A 22,737-nucleotide genomic window follows, 5' to 3' on the forward strand; every position below is an offset into this window, starting at 1 on the left:
GATCTGGCGATCGGCCGGGCTCAGGGACGCCGGTAGATCTCGGGGTCGTAGATTTCCATCAGGCTGCCGGGGCTTCTCGGCGGCACAAAACCGAAACCGGCGTAGAGGCCGTGGGCATCGGAGGTGGCGAGGGAGAGACGGCGCAGCCCTTGCAGCTCCGGGTGGGCGAGGATCGCTGCCACCAGGGCCTTGCTGTGACCGCGCCCGCGATGTTCGGGCAGCACGAAGACGTCGGCGAGATAACCGAAGGTGGCCTTGTCGGTGATGACCCGGGCGAAGGCGACCTGCTGGCCGTCGAGATAGGCTCCGAAGCACAGGGAGTGGTTGATGGCCCGCTGCAGGGTGGCGAGGGGAATGCCGAGGCACCAATAGGCCTTTTCACTGAGGAAACGGTGAATGAGCGGGACGTCGAGGCGCCCCTTGTCGTCGCTTATCTCAAGCGCACGTTCTGTGGTCTGCATCCTGGCTCCTTGCCGTGATGAAAAAAGAAAGGCCCCTAAGGGGGCCTTCCAGTGTACTCAAATCATGACCTCAGGCCAGCCTGAAGGTTTGACGATGGGCGCCAGCATCAGGCCAGCTTGAAGGCCTGGATATGGCTGTCCAGCGTCTGGCTGTGGTGTTCCACCAGTTCGGAGGCATCTTTCAGCTCCCGCAGCACCACGACGGAGCCTTCCACCACCTGTTTGACCTGCTCCAGGTTGGCATTCATCTCCTCGGCGACCGAGCTCTGCTGCTCGGAGGCGGCGGCGATCTGGCGGTTCATGTCGGCCACTCCCTGCACCCGCTGCACTATGGTGTCGAGCTGGGTACCAGCCTGGGTCACCTGCTCCACCCCCTTGTCCGCCTGCTGCACGCTCTCGGCCATCAGGCCGACGGCCTGGCGGGCGTTGCCCTGAAGCTGCTCGATCATCTTCTGGATCTCGACGGTGGCGGCCTGGGCACGGTTCGCGAGTTCGCGCACCTCGGAGGCGACCACGGCAAAACCGCGACCCGCCTCACCGGCGCGGGCGGCCTCGATGGCGGCGTTCAGGGCCAGCAGGTTGGTCTGCTCGGAGATGCTGCGGATGGTGTCCACCACGGAGCCGATGCGATCGACCCCGTGCTCCACTTCGTTGACCACGGTGGAGGAGCGCTGGATGTTGCCGGAGAGAGTGTCGATGGTGTTGACGGTAGCCGCCACGCAGCGGCTGCCCTCCTCGGCCAGCTGGCTGGTTTCGGCGGTGGCGTGGGACGCCTGCTCCGCGTGGTTGGCCACTTCTCGAATGGCACCGACCATCTGGCTCATGGCGCTGGCAAGCTGCTCAATCTGGGTGAACTCCTCGTTGATGGCCTCGTTCGCCTCATCCATGCAGAGAGTCACCTGGGAGGCGATCTCGTTGAGCTCCTTGCAGGCGGCACGCTGGGTCCCGAACACCTCCTTGAGGTTCTCCTGGGAGTGGGCCACCGCCTTGGCGATGTCGCCGAACTCGTCCCGGGACTTGAGCAGCACGCTGTGGCTGAGATCCTTGTTGGCGAAACGCTCCAGCAGCCCCACCAGGTAGTGGACCTGCTTGACCATGAGGCGGGAGCCGGTGAGCAGCAGCACCACGAAGACGACCCCCATGAGCGCCGTCTCCACCAGCCCGGTCCAGAGCAGGCGATCGGCGATGGTGTTGGCCATGGCGGCATCAATGCCCTCGCTGAGCAGGGTCGCTTCCAGGTTGCTGGCATCGAACCAGAGTTTGGCCAGCAGCAGCAGGGTGCTGAACACCATGAGCAGCACCACCTTGGGCACCAGTCGGATGTTGCTCATGCGCCTCTCCAGCGGGTTCAACTGCATAATTTTTCTCCTTTCAACGTCCATTATTCCTTTGCCGTCATAGCTATCGGCATTATCTTCCTTTTTATTAATTTGCACCGTGCTTAAAGTTGGAAAATGTATGCGACATCACTTAACTCATTTGCGTACCATGGATCTGCTGATGGGGTTTCTCTCCGTGATTTCGGTTTGCCTGGTGGCTGCTCGCTGGCTGGGGCACGGTGAACTGAGCCCCCAGACTTTGCAGCTCTTTTATGATGTCGACAGCCTGATCTGCTACTTCTTCCTCGCTCACTTCGCCTATGGCTGGGCGCGCGCCTCCGACAGGATGGCCTTCTTCAAGAGCAACTGGTTCTATCTGCCCGGCAGCCTGCCCATGGTGGAACAACTACGTTGGGCGCGGCTCATCCAGCTGTGGCGGGTCTACCAGTTGCTCCGGGACAGACCGGATCTGCTGGCCATGTTCCGTCGTGAACGCAACGAAACCACCCTCTCCGGCATTCTCTTCCTCTTCTTCCTGTTGCTGGGGGTCGGCTCCGGCGTCATGTACTGGCTGGAAACGGGGCAACCCGGCAGCCAGATCCAGACTCCTTACGATGCCTTCTGGTGGACGCTGGTGACCCTCTCTACCGTGGGGTACGGGGATCTGGTGCCCAAGACGGAGGAGGGGCGCTTCGTCGCCAGCCTGCTGATCCTCTTTGGAGTGGGGTTGTTTGGCGCCCTCAGCGGCTTCATGGCCAGCCTGTTCGTCCATCCCGGCAAGACCAACGATGACACCGCGGTGTGGCGACGCCAGCAGAGCGAGCAGCAGGCGCAACTGCTCAAAGAGCTCAAGGCCCTGCGCGCCGAGGTGCAGGCGCTGAAACAGAAGTAGGTGCGACGTCTGGAATGGTCGCGTGGCAAACCGGCGGGGCTGCGAGACAGCTCTCACTCGGGGAGATGGCGCTTTTCTTTGCTTGTCCTTTGACCCGCAGGCGGCTTAACATTCGGCCTGCAACCTAATCCAACGAAGAGAATCGATCGACCATGCGCGCCCTTCTCGGGATCCTGATCTGCTTGTGTGCCCAACAGGCACTGGCCGATACCCGCTATGTTTCAGACAACATCTTTACCTATATCCACAACGGTCCGGGTACCCAGTACCGGATCCTCGGCAGCGTCAAGGCCGGTGAGCCGCTGGAGGTCAAGGCGGTGAACCAGGAGGCCGGATTCACCCAGGTGGTGGACGGTCGTGGCCGCGAGGGCTGGATCAAGAACAGCGAGCTGCAGGGGGAGATCAGCCTGCGTGAACGCCTTCCCCAGGTTCAGAAAGAGCTGGACGAAGCCAAGGCCCGTCTGCTGAACCTCAATGGCGACAACGAGAAACGCTTCGCCGAGAAGGATGGCAAGATCGCCGAGCAGAGCAAGGAGATCGCCAGCCTCAAAGCCCGTCTGGACAGCCAGAGCGCCGAGATGAGCAGCCTCAAGGAACAGAACGACGCCCTGACCCAGAGCTATGACAACCGTGAGCACGACATGCAGATGGACTGGTTCATCCGCGGTGGTGCCATGGTGGGGGGCGGCATCCTGCTCGGGATCCTCCTGCCCATGCTCCCGCGCCGTCGTAAGAGCAGCGAGCGCTGGATGAACTGATCGCCCGGGCGGTCAACAGGATGAAAGGTCGCCAGAGGCGGCCTTTTTTCATGGTGTGCCTGGCGAGAAGAGGGCCATGTCGGGGGTCGCCATCGGCCCTTCCCGCTCGTAATATGAGGCAAACGATCCTGTGCCGCGCGCATTCTCAACAAGAGCCTTCATCATATGTCATCAACTGAACAGGCCTTCTGGTTCGTGCTGGGGGGCGATCACCTCGTCCTGCTGGATGAACAGGGGCGCATTCCACAAGGGCCCCGCGCCGTTTTGCCCACCCATCTGCACACCGCCTCCTTCGAGCGCTTCGACGAGTGGGACGGCCTGCCTTGCCATCTGCTGGATCTGGGGGCGGAGGCGGAGACCGAGGCCATGGCCCCGCTGCGCCAGCTTATGGTGGCGGGGGACGAAGAGGGCTTTCGCCTCGCAGGGCGGGCCTGGCAACTCGCCACTTTTCGCCGTACCCATCGTTTCTGCGGTGAGTGCGGCGCCCCCATGACCCCGAGGGAAGGGGAGTGGGCCCAGGGGTGTCATCACGGCCATGTCGTCTATCCGCGCATCTCCCCCTGCATCATCGTCGCGGTGCGCAAGGGGCCGGCCATCTTGCTGGCAGCCCACCGCCGTCACTATCAGGCGGATGATCCCATGTATACCGTGCTGGCCGGCTTCGTGGAGGCAGGGGAGAATCTGGAGCAGTGCGTGGCGCGGGAGGTGTTCGAGGAGAGCGGCATCCGGGTGACCAATGTGCGTTACGTGGCGAGCCAGCCCTGGCCCTTCCCCCACAGCCTGATGATGGGCTTCACCGCCGACTACGAGAGCGGCGAGATCCGGGTGCAGGATGACGAACTGGTGGCGGCAGGCTTCTTTGAGGCTGACTGGCTGCCGCGCTTGCCCCCTCATGGCACCATAGCGCGCCGGCTCATCGAACAGTGCCTCGCCGAGGCGCGTTGAGGGAAAACAGGGGCGCTTGTATGCGCCCCCTCACATCTTTGCACTCCTGCGGCGATGTGCGGCATCAGGGGCGCCCTCAGCCTTGCACAAAGTGGTATCATGTCCGCCATTTTATGCGTGACATGACTCAGGAACTGGGATGAAAGAGCTGAAAAACGATCGATACCTGCGTGCCCTGCTGCGCCAGGAAGTGGACATGACCCCGGTATGGATGATGCGTCAGGCTGGCCGTTATCTGCCGGAATACAAGGCGACCCGCGCCGTTGCGGGGGATTTCATGTCCCTGTGTCGCAACGCCGAGCTGGCCTGTGAAGTCACCTTGCAGCCCCTGCGCCGCTATCCACTCGATGCCGCCATTCTCTTCTCCGACATCCTGACCGTGCCCGATGCCATGGGGCTGGGCCTCTACTTCGAACACGGGGAAGGCCCGCGCTTCGAGCGCCCGATCACCTCCATGGCCGACGTGCAGGCCCTGCCCATCCCGGATCCGGAAGACGAGCTCGGCTACGTGATGAATGCGGTGCGCACCATCCGCCGCGAGCTCAAGGGCGACGTGCCGCTCATCGGCTTCTCCGGCAGCCCCTGGACCCTGGCCACCTACATGGTGGAGGGGGGCAGCTCCAAGGCCTTCACCAAGATCAAGAAGATGATGTATGCAGAGCCGCAGACCCTGCATCTGCTGCTCGACAAGCTGGCGGACAGCGTGATTAGCTATCTCAACGCCCAGATCAGGGCGGGTGCCCAGGCGGTCATGGTATTCGACACCTGGGGCGGCGTGCTCACCCCGCGCGATTACCGCGACTTCTCCCTGCAGTACATGCACAAGATCGTCGATGGCCTGATCCGTGAACATGAGGGCCGCCGTGTGCCGGTCACCCTGTTCACCAAGAACGGCGGCCAGTGGCTGGAGCAGATCGCCGCCACCGGCTGTGATGCCCTGGGGCTGGACTGGACCACCGACATCGCGGACGCCAAACGCCGGGTCGGCGACAAGGTGGCGCTGCAAGGCAACATGGACCCCTCCATGCTCTACGCCACCCCGGAGCGGATCCGCGAAGAGGTCGCCACCATTCTGGCCGGTTTCGGTCATGGCAACGGTCATGTCTTCAACCTGGGGCACGGCATCCATCAGGATGTGGACCCGGAACATGCCGGCGTGTTCGTCAACGCGGTGCATGAGCTCTCCGCCCGGTACCACGGTCGCTGAGCGCGGCAAACAGCGTGATGAACGGGGCCTGCGGGCCCCGTTTTGCTGTCCGTGACACAGGGGGCTGCATCCTGGTTGCGGCTCGGGTTACACTGCACCCCCATGTTGGCAGTCGTGGCCGGGATGGGGTCGTTGAGGGGCAGGAGGCTGGATGGAGAAGCAGGCGTGGGATTGGGGGATCGACCTTGGCGGGACCAAGTGCGAGTGCGTGGTGCTCGATGGCGACGAGGTGTTGCTGCGCCACCGCATTCCCACTGAACGGCACGGCGGCTACCAGCACATGCTGGGCCAGATCGCCAAACTGGTGGACGAGTGTGCCGCCAAACTCGGTCAGCGCCCTGCACTCATCGGCATGGGGACGCCGGGGGCCCGGGACCCCCAGACCGGGCTGCTGAAAAACAGCAACACCACCGAGTTCAACGGCAAGCCGCTCAAGGAAGATCTGGAGCGCAGGCTGGGCGTCCCCGTGCTCATTGCCAACGACGCCAACTGTTTCGCCCTGGCGGAAACCCACCTGGGGGCGGTGCGCCAGCATCATCCCGATGCAAAAGTGGTGTTCGGCATCATCATGGGCACCGGGGTCGGGGCCGGCATCGTCATCAACGGCCAGATCCTCAACGGTCACCACGGCATCGCCGGGGAGTGGGGGCACAACGTCCTGCTGCCGGAGGGGCCAGAGTGCTACTGCGGCAAGCGCGGCTGCGTCGAAACCCTCATCAGCGGCCCGGCGCTGGAGGCCTGGTACGAGGCCAGGACCAAACGCCGTCTCTCGCTCGCCCAGATTGCTGCGGCCAGTGCCCATGATCATGTCGCCAGGCTCACCATCGACCGGCTGCATCTGCTGTTCGGCCAGGCCCTCGCCAACGTGATCAATATTCTCGATCCGGACGTCATCGTCATCGGTGGCGGCGTGGGCAATGTGCAGAGCCTCTATCGCGCCGGGCGCGAAACGGTATTGCCCTTCCTGTTCAACCCCCGTTTCGCCACCCCCATGATAGCGCCGGCCCTGGGGGACAGCGCCGGGGTATTCGGTGCCGCACTGCTGGCCCGCGGCGTCTTTCGCGAGGCACTGCTCTCGTGAGTCGCCCCTTCCTCCCATCCCTTTGTCGCAGCTAAGGACACAACGTTTCCATGATCAAGATTGCCATCAACGGCTATGGCCGCATCGGCCGCAACGTGCTGCGGGCCCTCTACGAGAGCGGCCGCGACAAGACTATCAAGATAGTGGCCATCAACGAGCTGGCGGCCCCCGAGGCCATGGTGCACCTGACCCGCTTCGACACCAGCCACGGTCGCTTCCGCTATCCGGTGCAACTGGCGGGCAACAGCATGCAGGTGGGGGAGGATCTCATCGCCCTGTTTGCCGAGCGGGATCCGTCGAACTTGCCGTGGCGGGCGCTGGGGGTGGACGTGGTGCTGGACTGCACCGGGGTGTTCGGCTCCCGGGCCGATGCCGAGCTGCATCTGGGGGCGGGAGCGGGCAAGGTGCTCTTCTCCCATCCGGCGGACGCGGACGTGGACGCCACCATCGTCTACGGGGTCAACCACCAGGTGCTGACCGGGCGGGAGCGGATCGTCTCCAACGCCTCCTGCACCACCAACTGCGTGGTCCCCGTCATCGAAACATTGCATCGAGAATTCGAGATAAATTGTGGTACTATTACGACAATTCATTCGGCCATGCACGATCAGCAAGTCATCGATGCCTATCACGGCGACTTGCGCAGAACCCGGGCAGCCAGCCAGTCCATCATCCCGGTGGACACCAAGCTGGCAAAGGGGTTGGAACGTATCCTTCCCCACTTTGCCGGCAAGTTCGAGGCGATCGCGGTACGGGTACCGACCATCAATGTAACCGCCATGGATCTGAGCATTACTGTTCGTAAAAAAGTGACAGTTAGTGACGTAAATCAAGCCCTGCAACGGGCATCCAGAGGTACATTACACGGTATTCTGGACTACACGGAAGAGCCACTGGTCTCCGTAGACTTTAATCATGATGCACACTCCTGCATCATTGATGGTACCCAGACCCGGGTCAGCGATGCCAACCTCGTCAAGATGTTGATGTGGTGCGATAACGAATGGGGCTTCGCCAACCGCATGCTGGATACCACCCGGGCCATGATGGCCGCAGGCTGAAAGTCTGCACCGGGCGCAAGGTTACTGTTTTTTTAACATTACCTGAAAATATATAGAGGACTGAATATGTCTGTTATCAAGATGACCGACCTGGATCTGGCGGGCAAACGCGTTCTGATCCGTGCTGACCTGAACGTGCCGGTAAAAGACGGCAAGGTCACTTCCGATGCACGTATCGTTGCGACTCTGCCGACCATCAAGCTGGCTCTGGAAAAGGGCGCCAAGCTGATGATCACCTCCCACCTGGGTCGTCCGACCGAGGGTGAATACAACGAAGAATTCTCCCTGGCTCCGGTTGTCAACTATCTGAAAGACGCACTGTCCTGCCCGGTTCGTCTGGCCAAAGACTACCTGGATGGCGTAGACGTCGCCGCCGGTGAGCTGGTTGTGCTGGAAAACTGCCGCTTCAACAAAGGCGAGAAGAAGAACACCGAAGAGCTGGCCAAAAAATACGCCGCCCTGTGTGACGTCTTTGTAATGGATGCGTTCGGTACTGCTCACCGCGCCGAAGGTTCTACCTACGGTGTGGCCCAGTTCGCGCCGGTTGCCTGTGCAGGCCCCCTGCTGGCCGGTGAACTGGAAGCCCTGGGCAAAGCCATGCTGAAGCCCGAGCGCCCCATGGTTGCCATCGTGGGCGGCTCCAAGGTCTCCACCAAGCTGACCGTACTCGAATCCCTCTCCAAGATCGCTGACCAGCTGGTGGTCGGTGGTGGCATCGCCAACACCTTCATCGCTGCTGCCGGTCACAACGTCGGCAAGTCCCTGTGCGAGCACGATCTGATCGACACCGCCAAGAAACTGGCTGCCGAAACCAACATTCCGGTGACCACCGACGTGGTTGTGGGTGCCGAGTTCTCCGAATCCACCCCGGCCACCATCAAGTCCGTGTCCGACGTGACTGACGGCGACATGATCTTCGACATCGGTCCGGATTCCGCCAAGGCCCTGGCCGACATCATCATGAACGCCAAGACCATCCTGTGGAACGGCCCGGTCGGCGTGTTCGAGTTCGACCAGTTCGCTGAAGGCACCAAGGTGATCGCCGAAGCCATCGCCGCTTCCCCGGCCTTCTCCATCGCTGGCGGTGGTGACACCCTGGCTGCCATCGACAAGTTCGGCATCGCCGACAAGGTCTCCTACATCTCCACCGGCGGCGGCGCCTTCCTGGAGTTCGTAGAAGGCAAGGTACTGCCGGCTGTCGCGATTCTCGAAGAGCGCGCCAAAGCCTAATTGACCCGGGACGGGGGGCAAAAGCCTCCCGTTTCGTTTATCATGTGGCCGCTGTGCCGGTTCATGATGAACCCCCCACTTTTTATTAACGGCATACGAGACAGGACGATTAAACATGTCTAAGAAAATTTTCGACTTCGTAAAACCCGGCGTGATCACTGGTGATGACGTTCAGAAAGTGTTCGCCATCGCCAAGGAAAACGGCTTCGCTCTGCCGGCCGTCAACTGCGTCGGTACCGACTCCGTGAACGCCGTGCTGGAAGCTGCCGCCAAGGTCAAAGCCCCGGTTATCGTACAGTTCTCCAACGGTGGTGCCGTGTTCACCGCCGGCAAGGGTCTGAAGCTGGAAGGCCAGCAAGCTGCCATCCTGGGTGCCATCTCCGGTGCCAAGCACGTGCACGCCGTTGCCGAAGCCTACGGTGTTCCCGTGATCCTGCACACCGACCACGCTGCCAAGAAGCTGCTGCCGTGGATCGACGGCCTGCTGGACGCCGGTGAGAAGCACTTTGCCGAAACCGGCAAGCCGCTGTTCTCCTCCCACATGCTGGATCTGTCCGAAGAGTCTCTGGAAGAGAACATCGACATCTGCTGCGAGTACCTGACCCGCATGGCCAAGATGAACATGACTCTGGAGCTGGAACTGGGCTGCACCGGCGGTGAAGAAGACGGCGTGGACAACAGCCACCTGGACCAATCCTCCCTGTACACCCAGCCGGAAGACGTGGCCTACGCCTACGAGCGTCTGTCCAAGATCAGCCCGCGCTTCACCATCGCTGCCTCCTTCGGCAACGTGCACGGTGTATACAAGCCGGGTAACGTCAAGCTGACTCCGAAGATCCTGGACAACTCCCAGAAGTACGTCTCCGAGAAGTTCGGTCTGCCTGCCAAGTCCCTGGACTTCGTGTTCCACGGTGGCTCCGGCTCTACCCTGGAAGAGATCCGCGAATCCATCTCCTACGGCGTGGTGAAGATGAACATCGACACCGACACCCAGTGGGCGACCTGGGAAGGCGTGCTGAACTTCTACAAATCCAACGAAGCCTACCTGCAAGGCCAGCTGGGCAACCCGGAAGGTGCCGACAAGCCGAACAAGAAGTTCTACGATCCGCGCGTATGGCTGCGTGCCGGTCAGACTTCCATGATCGCGCGTCTGGAGAAGGCCTTCTCCGACCTGAACGCCATCGACGTACTGTAATTCGCAGCACCTTGATTGCATGAAAAGGCGCCCTTCGGGGCGCCTTTTGCATTTCTGTGATCCTGACGGGCTGGATTGGGGATGGGGGGCTGGGTATTATCGATGACACCCGTTTAATTTAGTAAACGAATGCAACCAGGCAGGATGCTGAGCATGCAGACAGGAAGACAGGGACATCAGGAACACACGGCCTCCTATTACGCGGCCACTCGCAACGACCATCGGCAGTGGCCCGAGCTCAGTGGTGAGCTGGATGCGGACGTCTGCGTTATCGGTGGCGGTTTCACCGGCCTCAACACCGCCATCAACCTGGCCGATGCCGGTTACAAGGTGGTGTTGCTGGAGGCCAACCGCATCGGCTGGGGAGCGTCGGGGCGCAACGGCGGCCAGCTGATCCGCGGCATCGGCCACGATACCAGCCAGTTCGCCGGCTGGATTGGCGAGGCGGGCGTGCGGGAGCTGGATCTCATGGGGATCGAAGCGGTGCAGCTGGTGCGCGAGCGGGTCGAGCGTTTCAATATCGAGTGCGATCTCACCTGGGGCTATTGCGATCTCGCCACCAAGGCGCGTCACCTGAAGGGGTTCGAGGAGGATGCCGAGCACCTGGCGAGCCTGGGTTATCGGCACGCACTGAAGATGGTGGCGCGGGAGGAGATGCACACCGTGGTCGGGTCGGATCGCTATATCGGCGGGATGATCGACATGGGCTCCGGCCACCTGCATCCTCTCAACCTGGCCCTCGGCGAAGCGCGTGCGGCAGCCAGTCTCGGGGTCTCCCTGTTCGAACACTCAAGGGTGACCCACATCGATTACGGCGAGCGGGTCGAGGTGACCACGGCCCACGGCCGGGTCAGCGCGGACTACCTGGTGATCGGCTGCAACGCTTACCTGGGCGACCTCCAGCCCGATCTCGGGGGCAAGGTGCTGCCGGCGGGCTCCTACATTCTCGCCACCCAGGTGCTGGAGAAGCGCCTGCGCCAGCGCTTGCTGCCACAGAACATGGCGGTGTGCGATCAGAACGTGGCGCTCGACTACTATCGGTTGTCGGCGGACGGTCGCCTGCTGTTTGGCGGTGCCTGCAACTACTCGGGCCGTGACCCCCGCGACATCAAGGCCTTCATGCTGCCCAAGCTGCTGCGGGTCTTCCCCGAGCTCGCGGGTACCGCCATCGAGTTCCAGTGGGGGGGCATGATAGGCATAGGCGCCAACCGGCTGCCCCAGATAGGCCGCCTCGAGCAGCATCCCAACGTCTTCTATGCCCAGGCCTATTCGGGCCATGGCCTCAATGCCACCCACATGGCGGGCAAGTTGGTGGCGGAGGCGATCAAGGGGGAGAGCCGGGGCTTCGATCTCTTCAGCCGCGTCCCCCACATGACCTTCCCGGGTGGCCCGGCGCTGCGCTCTCCGCTACTGGCGCTCGGGATGCTCTGGTATCGGCTGAAGGATCTGCTCTAGGGGGAGGGGGCTCGGGATTATCCCTGCTGCGTCGCGTCTGGCTCGGCCAGGCGCCAGCCCTGCTCCGTCTTCATCATCCAGACCTGGGTCTCCTGCGCCAGGGCCTGGCCTGCCTCGAAGTCGCCATATTTGCGCTCGAGCTCCATCAGCCCCATCTCCTGCTGGAAGGGGCCGACCCTGTCATAGACGAGATCCTCGTCGTGCAGCACCTGCAACTGATCCAGTCCCTGCTTGAAGTGGAGCTGGTAGCTCACCTTGACCAGATAGACCCCCTCCATCCGCTCCTCCTTGCCGAGCACGGCGAAGTCGCGGATGTCGAACAGGTCAGCATCCGTGCCCGCCTGCAACCTGGCGGTGACCTGGCTCTGGATGGTCTCTTCACCGGGACCTGCGTTGCAGCCATAAAGCCAGAGGGCCAGCAGGGGGATGAACCACTTTTTCATCAAAACTCCGGACGAACGAGACGGGAAAGGGCAAATTCTGCCACGGCGTCGGTCATATACAAGGGATTGCCGGAAAAATGGCGGTCAAACCGGGGGCCCACACGGTTGCACGGGCCACCCGGTATCAGCGCAGCTTGTCCAGCTGGCCGAGAAATTCGACAGGCCCCATGAAGCCGGTCACCCGCTGGCCGTTCACCTCGTTGCCATCGCGATCGAAGAAGATGAGGGTCGGCAATCCCAGCACGTTGAGGCCGTTGAGCAGATCCACGTCGGCGTCGTCGTTGGCGGTGACGTCCGCCTGCAGCAGCACCATCTCGCTGAAGCGCGCCTGCACATCGGGGTCGCTGAAGGTCTTGTGCTCGAACTCCTTGCAGGCCACGCACCAGTCGGCGTAGAGATCCAGCAGCACCGGCTTGCCGCGGGCGGCGGCGAGCTGCACCTTGAGATCGTCCAGGGTCTTGATGCGGATGAATCGGGGGGCCTGGGTCTGGGCGGCGGCATTGGCCCCCTCGGGTGGCAGCAGCAGATCCTTGCCCACCACCACCAGACCCATCATCGCCAGCAGCAGGACGAAGCCGCCAAGGCTCTTGCCCACCGAATGGGCGCGATGCTGGTTGTGGTGATAGAGATAACCGCACAGCACCAGCCCCCAGCCGAGCCAGAGCAGGGTAGCCACCTGATCGCTCAGGAGCCTTGAGAGCAGTAGGATGGGTACCGCCAGCAGCGCAAAACCGAAGAGTTGCTTGATCACATCCATCCAGGCGCCGGCCCTGGGCAGCAGCTTGCCGCCAGAGGTGCCGAGCAAGAGCAGCGGCAGCCCCATGCCCAGGGAGAGGGCATAGAGGGCCGCACCGCCGAGCCAGAGATCGCCACTCTGGGCCACGTAGATAAGGGCCCCGGAGAGCGGCGCCGTGGTGCAGGGGGAGCAGACCAGTCCCGAGATCATGCCCATGATGGCAACGCCGGCCACGGATCCGCCCTGCTGGCGGTTGGAGAAGCCCGAGAGACGGGTTTGCAGGCTGCTCGGCAGTTGCAGGGTGTAGAGCCCGAACATGGAGAGGGCGAGCAGCACGAACATCACCGAGAGGCCGATGAGCACATAGGGGTGCTGCAGGGCCGCCTGGAACTGCAGGCCTGCCGAGGCGACGACGAGCCCGAGCAGGGTATAGGTGACCGCCATCCCCTGCACATAGACAAAGGAGAGCAGGAAGGCGCGACGGGTGGAGAGGCGATGCCCGGCCCCGGCGATGATCCCGGTCAGGATGGGATACATGGGGAAGACGCAGGGGGTGAAGGCGAGGCCGAGACCCAGGGCGAAGAAGGCGGCGACGCTGATCCAGAACCCCTGGCTGCCGAGGGCGGCCGCCAGCCTGTCCTGCTGGCTGCCCGGCACGTCTGTGCCCTGAAGGCTGGCCGCCGCTTCCGCCTGGGCGGGGGCGGTGAGGGGCTCGACGGCGATCCGCTTGTCGGTCGGTGGGTAGCAGAGTCCCTCGGTGCAGCCCTGGTAACTCAGGGTGAGGCTGGCCGCGTCCCCGACCCGGGTCAGCGCCACGGGGATCTGCACCTCCTGGTAATAGACCCGGCTCTTGCCGAAGAAGTCATCCTCGTGCTCGGTACCGGGGGGCAGGACGGGCTCGTCAAAGGCGAGGTTCTCTCCCTTCACACGGATGCTGTGGCGATAGAGGTAGTAGCCGTCGGCGATGCGTATCCGGAGCAGCAGCCGATCACCCTGTTGTTCGCTCTCGAGGGCGAAGGCCTGATCCACCTTGAGGAATCTGGGCTGAGTCTCGATGCCGAGGCTGCCGAGCAGATCCTGGCTGCTGGCCCGGGCGGGGGCCGTCGTCAGGACGCAGAGCAGGCCCAGCAGCATCAGCAGGAAGGAGAGGGGGCGAGAGGCGGTCATGAGGTCTCCTGTGTCAACCAGTCGAGATAGGCAGGGTGGCCCTGGCTTGCCGGGAGCGCCAGGATCTCCGGTACCTCGTAGGGATGGTGGGCGAGAATGCACTGGCGCAGGGGTTCGAACAGCGCGGCCCGACTCTTGATGACGAGCTGGATCTCCCGGGTTCGCTCCGTCTTGCCCTGCCAGCGATAGACGGAGGTGACCCCGGGTAGCTGGTTGATGCAGGCGGCGAGGCGCTGGTCGAGCAGCTGCTCGCAGAGGCGGTCTGCACTGGTCTCGTCGGGGCAGGTGCAGAGCACCAGAATGGCATCGGTCATAGGGATGGACGGTCTCGGCAACGGGGCGCACGGGCCCCCTGGATCAGCCGTTACTATACCGGGCCGGGGGGCAAATAGCACCCGGCCCCCCGCACCCGGAATAAGTCATGCGCCCGAGATGGACGCTGTGAAAAGGACAGGGCAGAATGAGCGGGCTTGTTCCAATTCTACGTAAGGAAATGTATGACCCAACAGAATGAGCAGCAGAGAAACCGCATGTTGAGCCTGTTGCGTGAAGGGGAGCGCCGCATGCTGGTGCAACTGGCCGGTCTGCTGCGTACCAGTGTCGACGAGATCAATGCGGAGCTGGAAAAAGAGGAGCTGTTGTCGGCGTTGGAGCAACCCATCACGGTGGAGTACCTCAACGGCGTGGTGCAGCATCATCTGTTCGAGCGCCTGCACAAGGGGGACATGGTGGCGGCCCAGCGCATGCTGAACCAGTACCAGAGCGACCTCGAAGCCATGATGCGCCAGGAAACCAGGCAGGACGATACCCCGCCGGAAGAGGTCAAGGCCCAGGCCTGACCCCGCGAGGCCCTCTTCAGCACCATCATGCCATCGCATGATGGTGCCTCGCCCTTACCCCTCGAATCGCTTATCCCAGTGCCTTCTGCACCTGTCCCATGGGAATGGGGAACACCTTATCGTAACTCCAGTTGTAGACGAAGGCATAGACCAGGTAGAAGAGCACGAAGCCCATATCCAGCACCAGCGCCTCCAGCAGGCCGATGTCGAGCCACCAGGCCATCACCGGCAGGGCGACGATCAGCAAGCCCCCCTCGAAACCCAAGGTATGCAGCACCCGCTGCCACAGGCTCTTGTGGGTATGGCCCTGCAGGCGCAGCAGCAGCCTGTCGACGCCGATGTTGTAGACATAGTTCCAGACGGTGGCGACCACCGAGAAGAACAGGGCCAGGGGGCCCATGTGGTTGAGCCCGACGCCGGTCACCCAGCTAGCCAGCGGGGCGGCGATCAGCAGGCCAATCAATTCGAAGCCGATGGCGTGGCGCAGGCGGTCACGGGTCGTACGCATGGTTTATCTCTCTCTTTGGTCAGGGAATGGCGGCAATGTATCGCCAAAACTGGATAGATTCACGTTGGTATCTATCGCTAAAATAGATAGATGTGACGACACAACGGCACGGCGGAGCAGGCTCATGACCCCTTCACTGGAACACTTCAAGGCATTGCTGGCGACGGCCGAGACCGGGTCGTTCTCGGCGGCGGCGCGCAGGCTGGGCAAGGCCCAGTCGGTGGTGAGTGCCGCCATCGCCAACCTGGAGATCGATCTCGGCCTTGCGCTGTTCGATCGCAGCGGCCGCTATCCCGTGCTGACCGAGGCGGGTGCCCGCATCTGTCAGGAGGCGGGGGTGCTGCTGGCCCAGAGCGAGCGACTGCAGGCCATCGCAGGAGAACTGGCCAACGGCGTCGAGTCGCGCCTCACCCTGGCCATCGACGATGACTCCCACCTGCCCTGGCTTGGTTCCCTGCTGGAGGAGTTCGCCAGCCGTTACCCGGCGGTGGAGCTGGAGCTGCTGTTCCCGCTGATGGAGGACGTGACCGAGCTGCTCAAGAGCGGCCGTGCACAGCTTGGCATCAGCTATCAGAAGGCGCACCCCGAGCGGGAGCTGGTCTCCCGCTCCCTGGGGACGGTCACCATGCCCCTGGTGGTCTCTCCGGATCACCCCCTGGCCCACAAGACACCGTTGAAGGAGAGCGACCTGCAAGGGGCTCGCCAGTTGATGGTGACCGGACGGCGGGAGGGGACGGAGCGCCATCGCTTCCGCCTCTCGGCGCAAGTGTGGTGGGTGGAGGGGGATCTCGGGATCCTGGAGCTGGTGAAACTGGGGCTGGGATGGGCGGCGGTGCCCGAGTTTCTGCTGCACCGGCCCCTGGCGCGGGGGGAGCTGGTGGTGCTCAAGCCGGACTTCATCGCCGAGGCGGAACTGGCGCTGGAGTTGCAGTGGTATCGCGCCCGCCCGCTCGGGCAGGCGGGGCGCTGGCTGCAGGAGGCACTGCTGGCGCGGGTGCCTCGCTAGGGGGATTCAGTCGATCAACGCATAGGGCAGGGGTTGCAGACCGAGGCTGGAGCCCTCTTCCAGCTTGAGGCGGAAGCGGGCGTCGGCCTCGGTATCCTTGGGCAGCACGGCAGTGAGCCACACCTGACCCTGCTGCTGCCAGGCGTTGAGCACCAGACCGCTGCGGCGCCAGTTGTCACCGAGCTGGATCTCCAGGGTGTCACCGCTGGCCACCTGCGTTGCGGCAGTGCCGCTCAGCACGAAGAGGGCGCGGTTGTTGGCGCCGCGATACTTGGCGCGTGCCACCGTCTCCTGCCCCATGTAGCAGCCCTTGTTGAAGCTGATGCCATCAAGGGCTTGCAGGTTCAGCATCTGGGGGATGTATTCCCCCTGATGGACCGCTTCCAGATGGGGGAGACCGGCTTTGATCTCCAGCCCCCACCAGAGTCCTTCGTCGCCCACCGGCAGGTTCAGGGCCAGCGGGGATGCGTTCGCCAGCAGCCAGCGGTCCGCCTCCACCCTGACTGCCATGCCGCCCTCCACCAGGCCGGTGCCGGTCAGCGCGAAGTGTTGTGCCATCCAGTCGTCCGTCCCCTGACCGGCCAGTCCGGCCAGGCTGCCCTGAAACTCGCCGATCTCGACCTTGGCAAAGATCGCAAACTTCTTGAGCTCCGGCAGCTGGCGGGCCAGCACCGAGGGCTTGGTCAGCATCAGCAGGCTGTCTTCCAGGCAGAGCAGGCGAAAATCGCTCCACAGCTTGCCCTTGGGATCGCAGTGGCCGCCGAGGGTGCTCTGGCCCGGTTGCAGGGCGTTGACGTCGCAGGTGACCTGACCTTGCAGATACTTGGCGCGATCCGGGCCGCCGAGGCGGGTGATGGCCAGGTTGGTCAGGGAAAACAGGGTCGGCTCGGCAGGAAGAAGAGGGGTCGGCAGGCTCACGATGGGATTCCAGAGACAGAAAGTATGTGACCTGTATGGTAAAGACGTAAGGAATGTTTGTCAGCCGGAAAATCCTGCTGCTACCATTCCCCGGTCTTTGTAAGGAGAGTTCCATGTTGAACCCAAGTGAGAAGTCCCGCCTGAAGTGGGCCTGCCGTCGCGGCATGCTCGAGCTGGATGTGATCTTTATGCCCTTCTTTGAGCACGAGTTCGATGGCCTCGGCGAGGCCGAACAGCGCACCTTCATCCGCCTGCTGGAGTGCGAGGATCCCGAGCTGTTCCGCTGGTGCATGGGTCACGGCGTGCCCGAGGATCCCGCTTTTGCCGCCATGATCCCCCTGATCCTCGAGCGCAACCAGGCCCGTCACGACAGCCTGCGCTGAGCCCGACTCGCGACCGCCACCCCTCATGGCCAGCCTCGCGTCTCCCCAGCGGGTAGTGATGCCCGTGATCGCCTCCCGCCAGCAGCGTCTGCTGCTGTGCATCCTGTTTCTGTTGCTGCTCTTGCCCGTCGCCAGCCTGATCCAGGGCTGGCAATGGGGGCTGTTCCTCCCTGTCTGGGGGCTGAGTCTGTGGCGCGCGTTGCGCCGCCATCCGGCGGCGAGCGGCGTGCTCGTCTGGGACGGGGAGTGGCTCGAGTGGCAAGGGGCGCGCCATCGGCTGGATCCCCGCAGCCGCATCCTGCCCGGGGTGCTCTGGTTGCGGCTGAAGACGGTGGAGGGCTCCGAGGGGCAGCTCTGGCTCTTCTCCGATGCCCTGGCCCCTGCACACTACCGCGCCCTGGCCCGCGCCATTCACCTCGCTGTCCGCTAGGGGCGTCTCTCTACCTGCTACATCTGCCGCTCATAGCAGATGACCCCGCCTGGGCGGGGTCATCTGGGGGAGGGCATACGCCCGAATCGAACGCAACGGCCTTATTCCTGATCCGGCGTCATTCCCGATCCGGGGTCAGCACGGTTGGCTTGGAGTCCGGCTGCATGTCCGGATAATCCAGGTTGTAGTGCAAACCGCGAGACTCCTTGCGCTCCAGGGCGCAGTTGACGATGAGCTCGGCCACCTGCAACAGGTTGCGCAGCTCCAGCAGGTTGTTGGAGACCCGGAAGTTGGCGTAGTACTCCTGCACCTCCTGCTTGAGCAGATCGATGCGACGCTTGGCCCGGGCCAGGCGCTTGTTGGTGCGCACTATGCCCACGTAGTCCCACATCATCAGCCGCAGCTCGTGCCAGTTGTGCTGGATCACCACCTGCTCGTCCGAGTCATCCACCTGGCTCTCGTCCCAGGCCGGCAGGCTGGGGGGCGCCACGCTGGTGGGCAGCTTGGCCAGGATGTCGGCTCCCGCCTGGTGGGCATAGACCACGCATTCGAGCAGGGAGTTGGAGGCCATGCGATTGGCGCCGTGCAACCCGGTATAGGTCACCTCGCCGATGGCATAGAGGCCGGGGATGTCGGTCTGGCCGTTGTTGTCGATCATCACGCCGCCACAGGTGTAGTGGGCCGCCGGGACGATGGGCATCGCCTCCCTGGTGATGTCGATACCGACCGCGAGGCAGCGCTCATAAATGGTCGGGAAGTGCTTGATGATGAAATCCGCCGGCTTGTGGCTGATATCCAGATACATGCAATCCGCCCCGAGGCGCTTCATCTCGTGGTCGATGGCGCGGGCGACGATGTCCCGCGGGGCCAGCTCGGCCCGCTCGTCAAACTCCGGCATGAAGCGGCTGCCGTCGGGACGGCGCAGGTAGGCCCCTTCGCCGCGCAGGGCTTCGGTCAGCAGGAAGTTGGGGTCGTCCGGGTGGAACAGGCTGGTGGGGTGGAACTGGTTGAACTCCAGGTTCGCCACCCGGCAGCCGGCGCGCCACGCCATGGCAATGCCATCGCCGGAGCTTACATCGGGGTTGGAGGTGTACTGGTACACCTTGGAGGCACCGCCGGTGGCCAGCGCCACGAAGCGGGCGCGGATCACCTCGACCTGCTCGGCGTTGCGATTCCAGACATAGGCTCCCAGTACCTTGTTGCCCGGCAGACCCAGCTTGCGGGTGGTGATGAGATCGACCGCGTTGAAGCGCTCCATCAGCTGGATGTTGGGGTGGGCGCGCACCTGGTCGATCAGAGTGAGCTGCACCGCCTTGCCGGTGGCGTCGGCCGCGTGGAAGATGCGGCGATGGCTGTGGCCCCCTTCCCGGGTCAGGTGATAGTGGGATTCCCCCTCGGCATCCTCTTCCTGATCGAAGGGGACCCCCTGCTGAATGAGCCACTGGATGGAGTCGCGGGCGTTGCGGGCGGTGAACTCCACCACCGCCGGGTCGCACAACCCGGCGCCGGCGTTGAGCGTGTCGCTCACGTGGGATTCGATGCTGTCGGTCTCGTCGAACACGGCAGCGATGCCTCCTTGCGCATAGAGAGTGGCCCCCTCACTGATGGGCCCCTTGCTCAGAACCAGGACTTTGGCCTGGTCTGCCAATCGCAACGCGAGGGACAGACCGGCGGCACCGCTGCCAATGATGAGTACGTCGCAAAGGTATTCAACACTTGCTTTCATAAGTATCATTGGCCTGGATTAAGAACTGGCCCCATGGTAGCCCAAGGGGGGTTGTGATGCAGCCCGCATCACATTTTTTTCAATGCAAGCGAACTTTCCCTGATTCCTCCTGTCTGAACTTGTGCGCTTAGAAGGGGCCGGAAAAGAAAAACGATAACCTGATGGGGGTTTTACGGCTCTGATGAGCGACCAGAATCTACTGGACGAACAGCTGGTTGAACGGGTCCAGCGTGGCGATAAAAATGCATTCAACCTGTTGGTACGCAAGTACCAGCACAAGGTGGTCAACCTGGTGGCCAGGTATGTCAACAATCCGGGCGATGTACCGGATGTGGCGCAGGAGGCATTCATCAAGGCCTACCGTGCGTTGCCGACATTCCGTGGCGAGAGCGCGTTTTACACCTGGTTGTACCGGATTGCCGTCAACACGGCCAAAAACTACCTGACGTCACAGGGGCGTAGACCGCCCAGCAGTGATGTCGAAGCGGACGAGGCTGAATATTATGGTGGTGGTGAAGCCCTGCAAGAGGTGGCCACCCCGGAAAACCTGGTGCTGACCGACGAGATCAAGCGTACGGTGTTTACCGCCATAGAAGCCTTGCCAGAAGATTTGAGAACGGCGATCACCCTTCGTGAAATGGAAGGGCTGAGCTACGAGGAGATTGCGGAGATCATGGATTGTCCGGTGGGTACGGTGAGATCCCGCATCTTCCGGGCGAGGGAAGCAATCGATAAAAAGCTGCAACCTCTGATCGAGCATTAACTGGGGAAAGACAGGCAAACTTATGGCAAATAAAGAGCAACTTTCAGCCCTGATGGATGGCGACCTCAGCGAAATCGAGGTACTGAACGAGCTGGGAACGGATCCCGCTCTGCAGGATACCTGGTCGCGTTACCATCTGATCGGTGATGCCATGCGGGGTGACCTGCCGGTCAATCTGCAACTGGATCTCAGCGACAGCATCATGCTGGCGCTGGAGGATGAACCCGCCATACTGGCGCCCAAGCCGGCACAGCCTGCTGCGCCCCAGGTGCAGCCCGCCGGCAAGGTGATCCCCTTCGTTCGCCGCTTTGGCCAGCAAGTGGGGCAGTATGCCATTGCCGCCTCCGTGGCTGCCGCCGTCATCTTCGGCGTGCAGCAGTACCAGGGCAAGGATGGTGTGCCGACCAGCCCGGTGCTCAATACCATACCCGTGGGTGGCAGTGCTGCGCCGGTGAGCGTGCACTATCCCCAGGATGGCAGCCGGACCGGTGTGCGTCAGCAAGGTCTGAGCGAGCAGCAGATGCAGGAGCAGCGCGAGCGCATCAATGCCTTCCTGCGCGACCATCAACTGCAACAGCGTCTGCTGCAAGACAAGCAGATTCAGGAATAACGCATTTTTAGGGATCAGATCGTGCGCCAGTCCAGCCGTATCCTGCTGGCCTCTCTCCTGTTGATTTGTGCCAAGGCCTCGGCCGACGATCTGTCGGCCGAGGCCTTGTTGCAGCAGATGCAGAGTGCCGTTTCGCAACAAAACTTCGAATTGTCCATGGTCAAGGCCCGCCAGGGGCGCCTCGAGCCTATCCGTTTCAGCCACGGGATCATCGATGGCAAGGAGGTGGCTCACTTGAGCTATCTCGACGGCAAGGCCGTGGAGTTCCTGCAACGCCAGAACGAATACACCTTCTTCGAAAACACCCATGAACCCTACACCCTCAAGGGGGCGCGTTTCCCCGGGGTCTGGTCGAGCCTGGTGAGGATGCCGCTGCCCCGGGTGATGGAGAGTTATGACCCCGTGCTGGCGGGCCGCAGCCGGGTGGCCGGCCTGGTGGCACAAGTGGTACGGCTGGTGCCCAAGGAGGCGGACAAGTACGGCTTCGTGCTCTGGATTGACGAACAGAGCCATCTGCTGCTGCGGGTGGACATGGTGGATCGGGAAGGAAATCTGGTGGAGCAGGTGCTGGGGGTGGATCTGGACAGGCAATCTGCGCCGGCCCCCTGGCTGGTCACCCTGGCACGCAGCAAGCTGCCGGATGCGCTGGCGCTGGAAGATGCCTATCCCGCTCCCCAGCAGACCCTCAACTGGCACCTGACCTGGTTGCCCGATGGCTTCAAGGTGCTCTCTCAGGATCGGCATCAGCTGGTCAGCACCAGTCTGCCGGTGGATTACATGATGCTCTCCGACGGGCTGGTGGATCTCTCCGTCTACGTCTCCCGGGTCGATCCCAAGCAGGCGGTGCGCCAGCAGTTGATCCGCCAGGGGGCCACCTCGCTGGTGAGCTTCGTCAACGAGGTCGGGGTGGAGATCACCGTGGTGGGCGAGGTGCCCGCCGAAACCGCCAAGCGCATCGCCGAGGCAGTGCAGCCCCTGGCCCGCAACGAGGCGGTGCAGTGAGTCTTTGCCGTGAGACTTGCCCTGAGGGTGCCGCCGTGCTGAGATCCGGAGCATCCACCGTCCCCTGTGAGGAGTCATCAGGTGAGTAACATGAGTGAAGAGCTGGCCACAGTAGTGGCCATCGACGGCAATCACGCCTGGGTGGAGTGCGAGCGGCGATCCGCCTGCAGCGGTTGCCACCAACAATCCAGCTGCGGGACCGGCACCGTCGCCAAGGCCTTTCCCATGAAGGCGCAGCGGCTGCGGGTCGCCCTCACCGGCGATGTGGCGGTGGGCCAGCAGATCCGCCTGGGCATCCCTCAGGCCAGCATCCTGCGCGGTGCGGCTCTGGTGTACGTGCTGCCGCTCTTCTGTCTGCTGCTGGGCGCCCTGCTCGGTCAGCTCTGGCTGGTGCCGCTCTTGTCGGCGGGAGAGGGGGTGACCATCCTCTGCTGTCTGCTGGGCGGCGCCATCGGATTTTTACTGGTTCGTTACTTTTCTGACCGGCTCGAGCAGGGGGAATACGGTCCCCGCATGCTCGGGGTGGTGCTCAATACCCGTCATCTCTCTTGAGGGGCCTGGTCTGGCGGAGGGCATCCAGGTGCCCAACGCCCGCCAGACAA

The 22,737-nt window shown here is 62.9% G+C and carries 25 protein-coding genes; 17 read left to right on the top strand and 8 right to left on the bottom strand.

The window, feature by feature from the left end; genetic code table 11:
* Nucleotides 1-20: 20 nt before the first annotated feature.
* Together AB5Y47_RS19495 and AB5Y47_RS19500 are read right to left on the bottom strand one after the other, a co-directional pair.
* Nucleotides 21-461 (bottom strand): GNAT family N-acetyltransferase, encoded by a 441-nt coding sequence (locus tag AB5Y47_RS19495; protein ID WP_201922960.1) that lies wholly within the window; start codon nt 459-461, stop codon nt 21-23.
* Nucleotides 462-568: 107 nt separating this feature from the next.
* Nucleotides 569-1,819 (bottom strand): methyl-accepting chemotaxis protein, encoded by a 1,251-nt coding sequence (locus tag AB5Y47_RS19500; protein WP_010675666.1) that lies wholly within the window; start codon nt 1,817-1,819, stop codon nt 569-571.
* A gap of 100 nt (nt 1,820-1,919) precedes the next feature.
* Here AB5Y47_RS19500 and AB5Y47_RS19505 point away from each other — a divergent pair, with 100 nt between their 5' ends.
* The 9 genes from AB5Y47_RS19505 to AB5Y47_RS19545 all read left to right on the top strand — a co-directional run bounded on the left by AB5Y47_RS19505 (nt 1,920) and on the right by AB5Y47_RS19545 (nt 11,604).
* Complete coding sequence (locus tag AB5Y47_RS19505) at nt 1,920-2,672, top strand: potassium channel family protein (RefSeq protein ID WP_029314808.1); 753 nt, start codon at nt 1,920-1,922, stop codon at nt 2,670-2,672.
* Nucleotides 2,673-2,824: 152 nt separating this feature from the next.
* Nucleotides 2,825-3,430: a TIGR04211 family SH3 domain-containing protein gene (locus tag AB5Y47_RS19510; protein WP_010675664.1), complete on the top strand. Its 606-nt coding sequence runs from the start codon at nt 2,825-2,827 to the stop codon at nt 3,428-3,430.
* Between the two features lie 165 nt (nt 3,431-3,595).
* Complete coding sequence (nudC, locus tag AB5Y47_RS19515; protein WP_368220550.1) at nt 3,596-4,375, top strand: NAD(+) diphosphatase; 780 nt, start codon at nt 3,596-3,598, stop codon at nt 4,373-4,375.
* A gap of 139 nt (nt 4,376-4,514) precedes the next feature.
* Nucleotides 4,515-5,582, top strand: a complete 1,068-nt coding sequence (hemE, locus tag AB5Y47_RS19520) for a uroporphyrinogen decarboxylase (RefSeq protein WP_042016218.1) — start codon at nt 4,515-4,517, stop codon at nt 5,580-5,582.
* A gap of 151 nt (nt 5,583-5,733) precedes the next feature.
* On the top strand, nt 5,734-6,663 hold the full coding sequence (locus tag AB5Y47_RS19525) for an ROK family protein (protein WP_368220552.1): 930 nt from the start codon (nt 5,734-5,736) through the stop codon (nt 6,661-6,663).
* 50 nt (nt 6,664-6,713) lie between these two features.
* Nucleotides 6,714-7,724, top strand: a complete 1,011-nt coding sequence (gene epd, locus AB5Y47_RS19530; protein WP_041211676.1) for an erythrose-4-phosphate dehydrogenase — start codon at nt 6,714-6,716, stop codon at nt 7,722-7,724.
* 66 nt (nt 7,725-7,790) lie between these two features.
* Nucleotides 7,791-8,954 (top strand): phosphoglycerate kinase, encoded by a 1,164-nt coding sequence (locus tag AB5Y47_RS19535; protein WP_052815671.1) that lies wholly within the window; start codon nt 7,791-7,793, stop codon nt 8,952-8,954.
* Nucleotides 8,955-9,069: 115 nt separating this feature from the next.
* The gene (gene fbaA / locus AB5Y47_RS19540) at nt 9,070-10,149 is read left to right on the top strand and encodes a class II fructose-bisphosphate aldolase (RefSeq protein WP_010675658.1); all 1,080 of its coding nucleotides are present in this window, start codon (nt 9,070-9,072) and stop codon (nt 10,147-10,149) included.
* Between the two features lie 153 nt (nt 10,150-10,302).
* Nucleotides 10,303-11,604 carry an FAD-binding oxidoreductase gene (locus AB5Y47_RS19545; RefSeq protein WP_104454760.1) on the top strand — a complete coding sequence of 434 codons (1,302 nt, stop codon included), beginning with the start codon at nt 10,303-10,305 and terminating at the stop codon, nt 11,602-11,604.
* Nucleotides 11,605-11,621: 17 nt separating this feature from the next.
* Here the strand turns inward: AB5Y47_RS19545 and AB5Y47_RS19550 are convergent, their stop codons facing one another.
* From AB5Y47_RS19550 to cutA, 3 genes are all read right to left on the bottom strand, one after another.
* Nucleotides 11,622-12,047 (bottom strand): hypothetical protein, encoded by a 426-nt coding sequence (locus AB5Y47_RS19550; RefSeq protein WP_039040544.1) that lies wholly within the window; start codon nt 12,045-12,047, stop codon nt 11,622-11,624.
* Nucleotides 12,048-12,171: 124 nt separating this feature from the next.
* A complete protein-coding gene (locus AB5Y47_RS19555; RefSeq protein ID WP_139737292.1) occupies nt 12,172-13,950 on the bottom strand; it encodes a protein-disulfide reductase DsbD in 1,779 nt (592 codons plus the stop codon).
* Complete coding sequence (cutA, locus tag AB5Y47_RS19560; protein WP_010675653.1) at nt 13,947-14,264, bottom strand: divalent-cation tolerance protein CutA; 318 nt, start codon at nt 14,262-14,264, stop codon at nt 13,947-13,949. The genes AB5Y47_RS19555 and cutA overlap by 4 nt, the downstream gene beginning before the upstream one ends.
* Before the next feature lie 183 nt (nt 14,265-14,447).
* Here cutA and AB5Y47_RS19565 point away from each other — a divergent pair, with 183 nt between their 5' ends.
* Nucleotides 14,448-14,789 carry a hypothetical protein gene (locus AB5Y47_RS19565; protein WP_010675652.1) on the top strand — a complete coding sequence of 114 codons (342 nt, stop codon included), beginning with the start codon at nt 14,448-14,450 and terminating at the stop codon, nt 14,787-14,789.
* 70 nt (nt 14,790-14,859) lie between these two features.
* Here AB5Y47_RS19565 and AB5Y47_RS19570 read toward each other — a convergent pair whose 3' ends face one another.
* On the bottom strand, nt 14,860-15,297 hold the full coding sequence (locus tag AB5Y47_RS19570; RefSeq protein ID WP_124244252.1) for a PACE efflux transporter: 438 nt from the start codon (nt 15,295-15,297) through the stop codon (nt 14,860-14,862).
* Nucleotides 15,298-15,421: 124 nt separating this feature from the next.
* On the opposite strand from AB5Y47_RS19570, the gene AB5Y47_RS19575 reads away from it, so the two are divergent.
* A complete protein-coding gene (locus tag AB5Y47_RS19575) occupies nt 15,422-16,303 on the top strand; it encodes a LysR family transcriptional regulator (protein WP_010675650.1) in 882 nt (293 codons plus the stop codon).
* A gap of 6 nt (nt 16,304-16,309) precedes the next feature.
* On the opposite strand, the gene ygfZ is transcribed toward AB5Y47_RS19575, so the two are convergent.
* Entirely contained in the window at nt 16,310-17,221 is a 912-nt protein-coding gene (ygfZ, locus tag AB5Y47_RS19580) for a tRNA-modifying protein YgfZ (protein WP_214005136.1), read from the bottom strand.
* A 113-nt stretch (nt 17,222-17,334) separates the two neighbouring features.
* Here ygfZ and AB5Y47_RS19585 point away from each other — a divergent pair, with 113 nt between their 5' ends.
* Together AB5Y47_RS19585 and AB5Y47_RS19590 are read left to right on the top strand one after the other, a co-directional pair.
* Nucleotides 17,335-17,604 (top strand): succinate dehydrogenase assembly factor 2, encoded by a 270-nt coding sequence (locus AB5Y47_RS19585; RefSeq protein ID WP_010675648.1) that lies wholly within the window; start codon nt 17,335-17,337, stop codon nt 17,602-17,604.
* 58 nt (nt 17,605-17,662) lie between these two features.
* On the top strand, nt 17,663-18,034 hold the full coding sequence (locus tag AB5Y47_RS19590) for a protein YgfX (protein ID WP_043154867.1): 372 nt from the start codon (nt 17,663-17,665) through the stop codon (nt 18,032-18,034).
* 118 nt (nt 18,035-18,152) lie between these two features.
* Here AB5Y47_RS19590 and nadB read toward each other — a convergent pair whose 3' ends face one another.
* Complete coding sequence (nadB, locus tag AB5Y47_RS19595) at nt 18,153-19,760, bottom strand: L-aspartate oxidase (protein ID WP_010675646.1); 1,608 nt, start codon at nt 19,758-19,760, stop codon at nt 18,153-18,155.
* 181 nt (nt 19,761-19,941) lie between these two features.
* Between nadB and rpoE the strand changes: the two genes are divergently transcribed.
* The 4 genes from rpoE to AB5Y47_RS19615 all read left to right on the top strand — a co-directional run bounded on the left by rpoE (nt 19,942) and on the right by AB5Y47_RS19615 (nt 22,687).
* The gene (gene rpoE, locus AB5Y47_RS19600) at nt 19,942-20,523 is read left to right on the top strand and encodes an RNA polymerase sigma factor RpoE (RefSeq protein WP_368220555.1); all 582 of its coding nucleotides are present in this window, start codon (nt 19,942-19,944) and stop codon (nt 20,521-20,523) included.
* A gap of 22 nt (nt 20,524-20,545) precedes the next feature.
* Nucleotides 20,546-21,133 (top strand): sigma-E factor negative regulatory protein, encoded by a 588-nt coding sequence (locus tag AB5Y47_RS19605; RefSeq protein ID WP_041211670.1) that lies wholly within the window; start codon nt 20,546-20,548, stop codon nt 21,131-21,133.
* Nucleotides 21,134-21,154: 21 nt separating this feature from the next.
* Nucleotides 21,155-22,135, top strand: coding sequence for a MucB/RseB C-terminal domain-containing protein (locus AB5Y47_RS19610; RefSeq protein ID WP_010675643.1), 981 nt, complete (start codon nt 21,155-21,157; stop codon nt 22,133-22,135).
* Nucleotides 22,136-22,225: 90 nt separating this feature from the next.
* Nucleotides 22,226-22,687, top strand: a complete 462-nt coding sequence (locus tag AB5Y47_RS19615; RefSeq protein WP_039040538.1) for a SoxR reducing system RseC family protein — start codon at nt 22,226-22,228, stop codon at nt 22,685-22,687.
* Nucleotides 22,688-22,737 lie beyond the last annotated feature (50 nt).

The organism is Aeromonas sp. R7-2, from assembly GCF_040908105.1.
GTDB classification, from domain to species: domain Bacteria; phylum Pseudomonadota; class Gammaproteobacteria; order Enterobacterales; family Aeromonadaceae; genus Aeromonas; species Aeromonas caviae.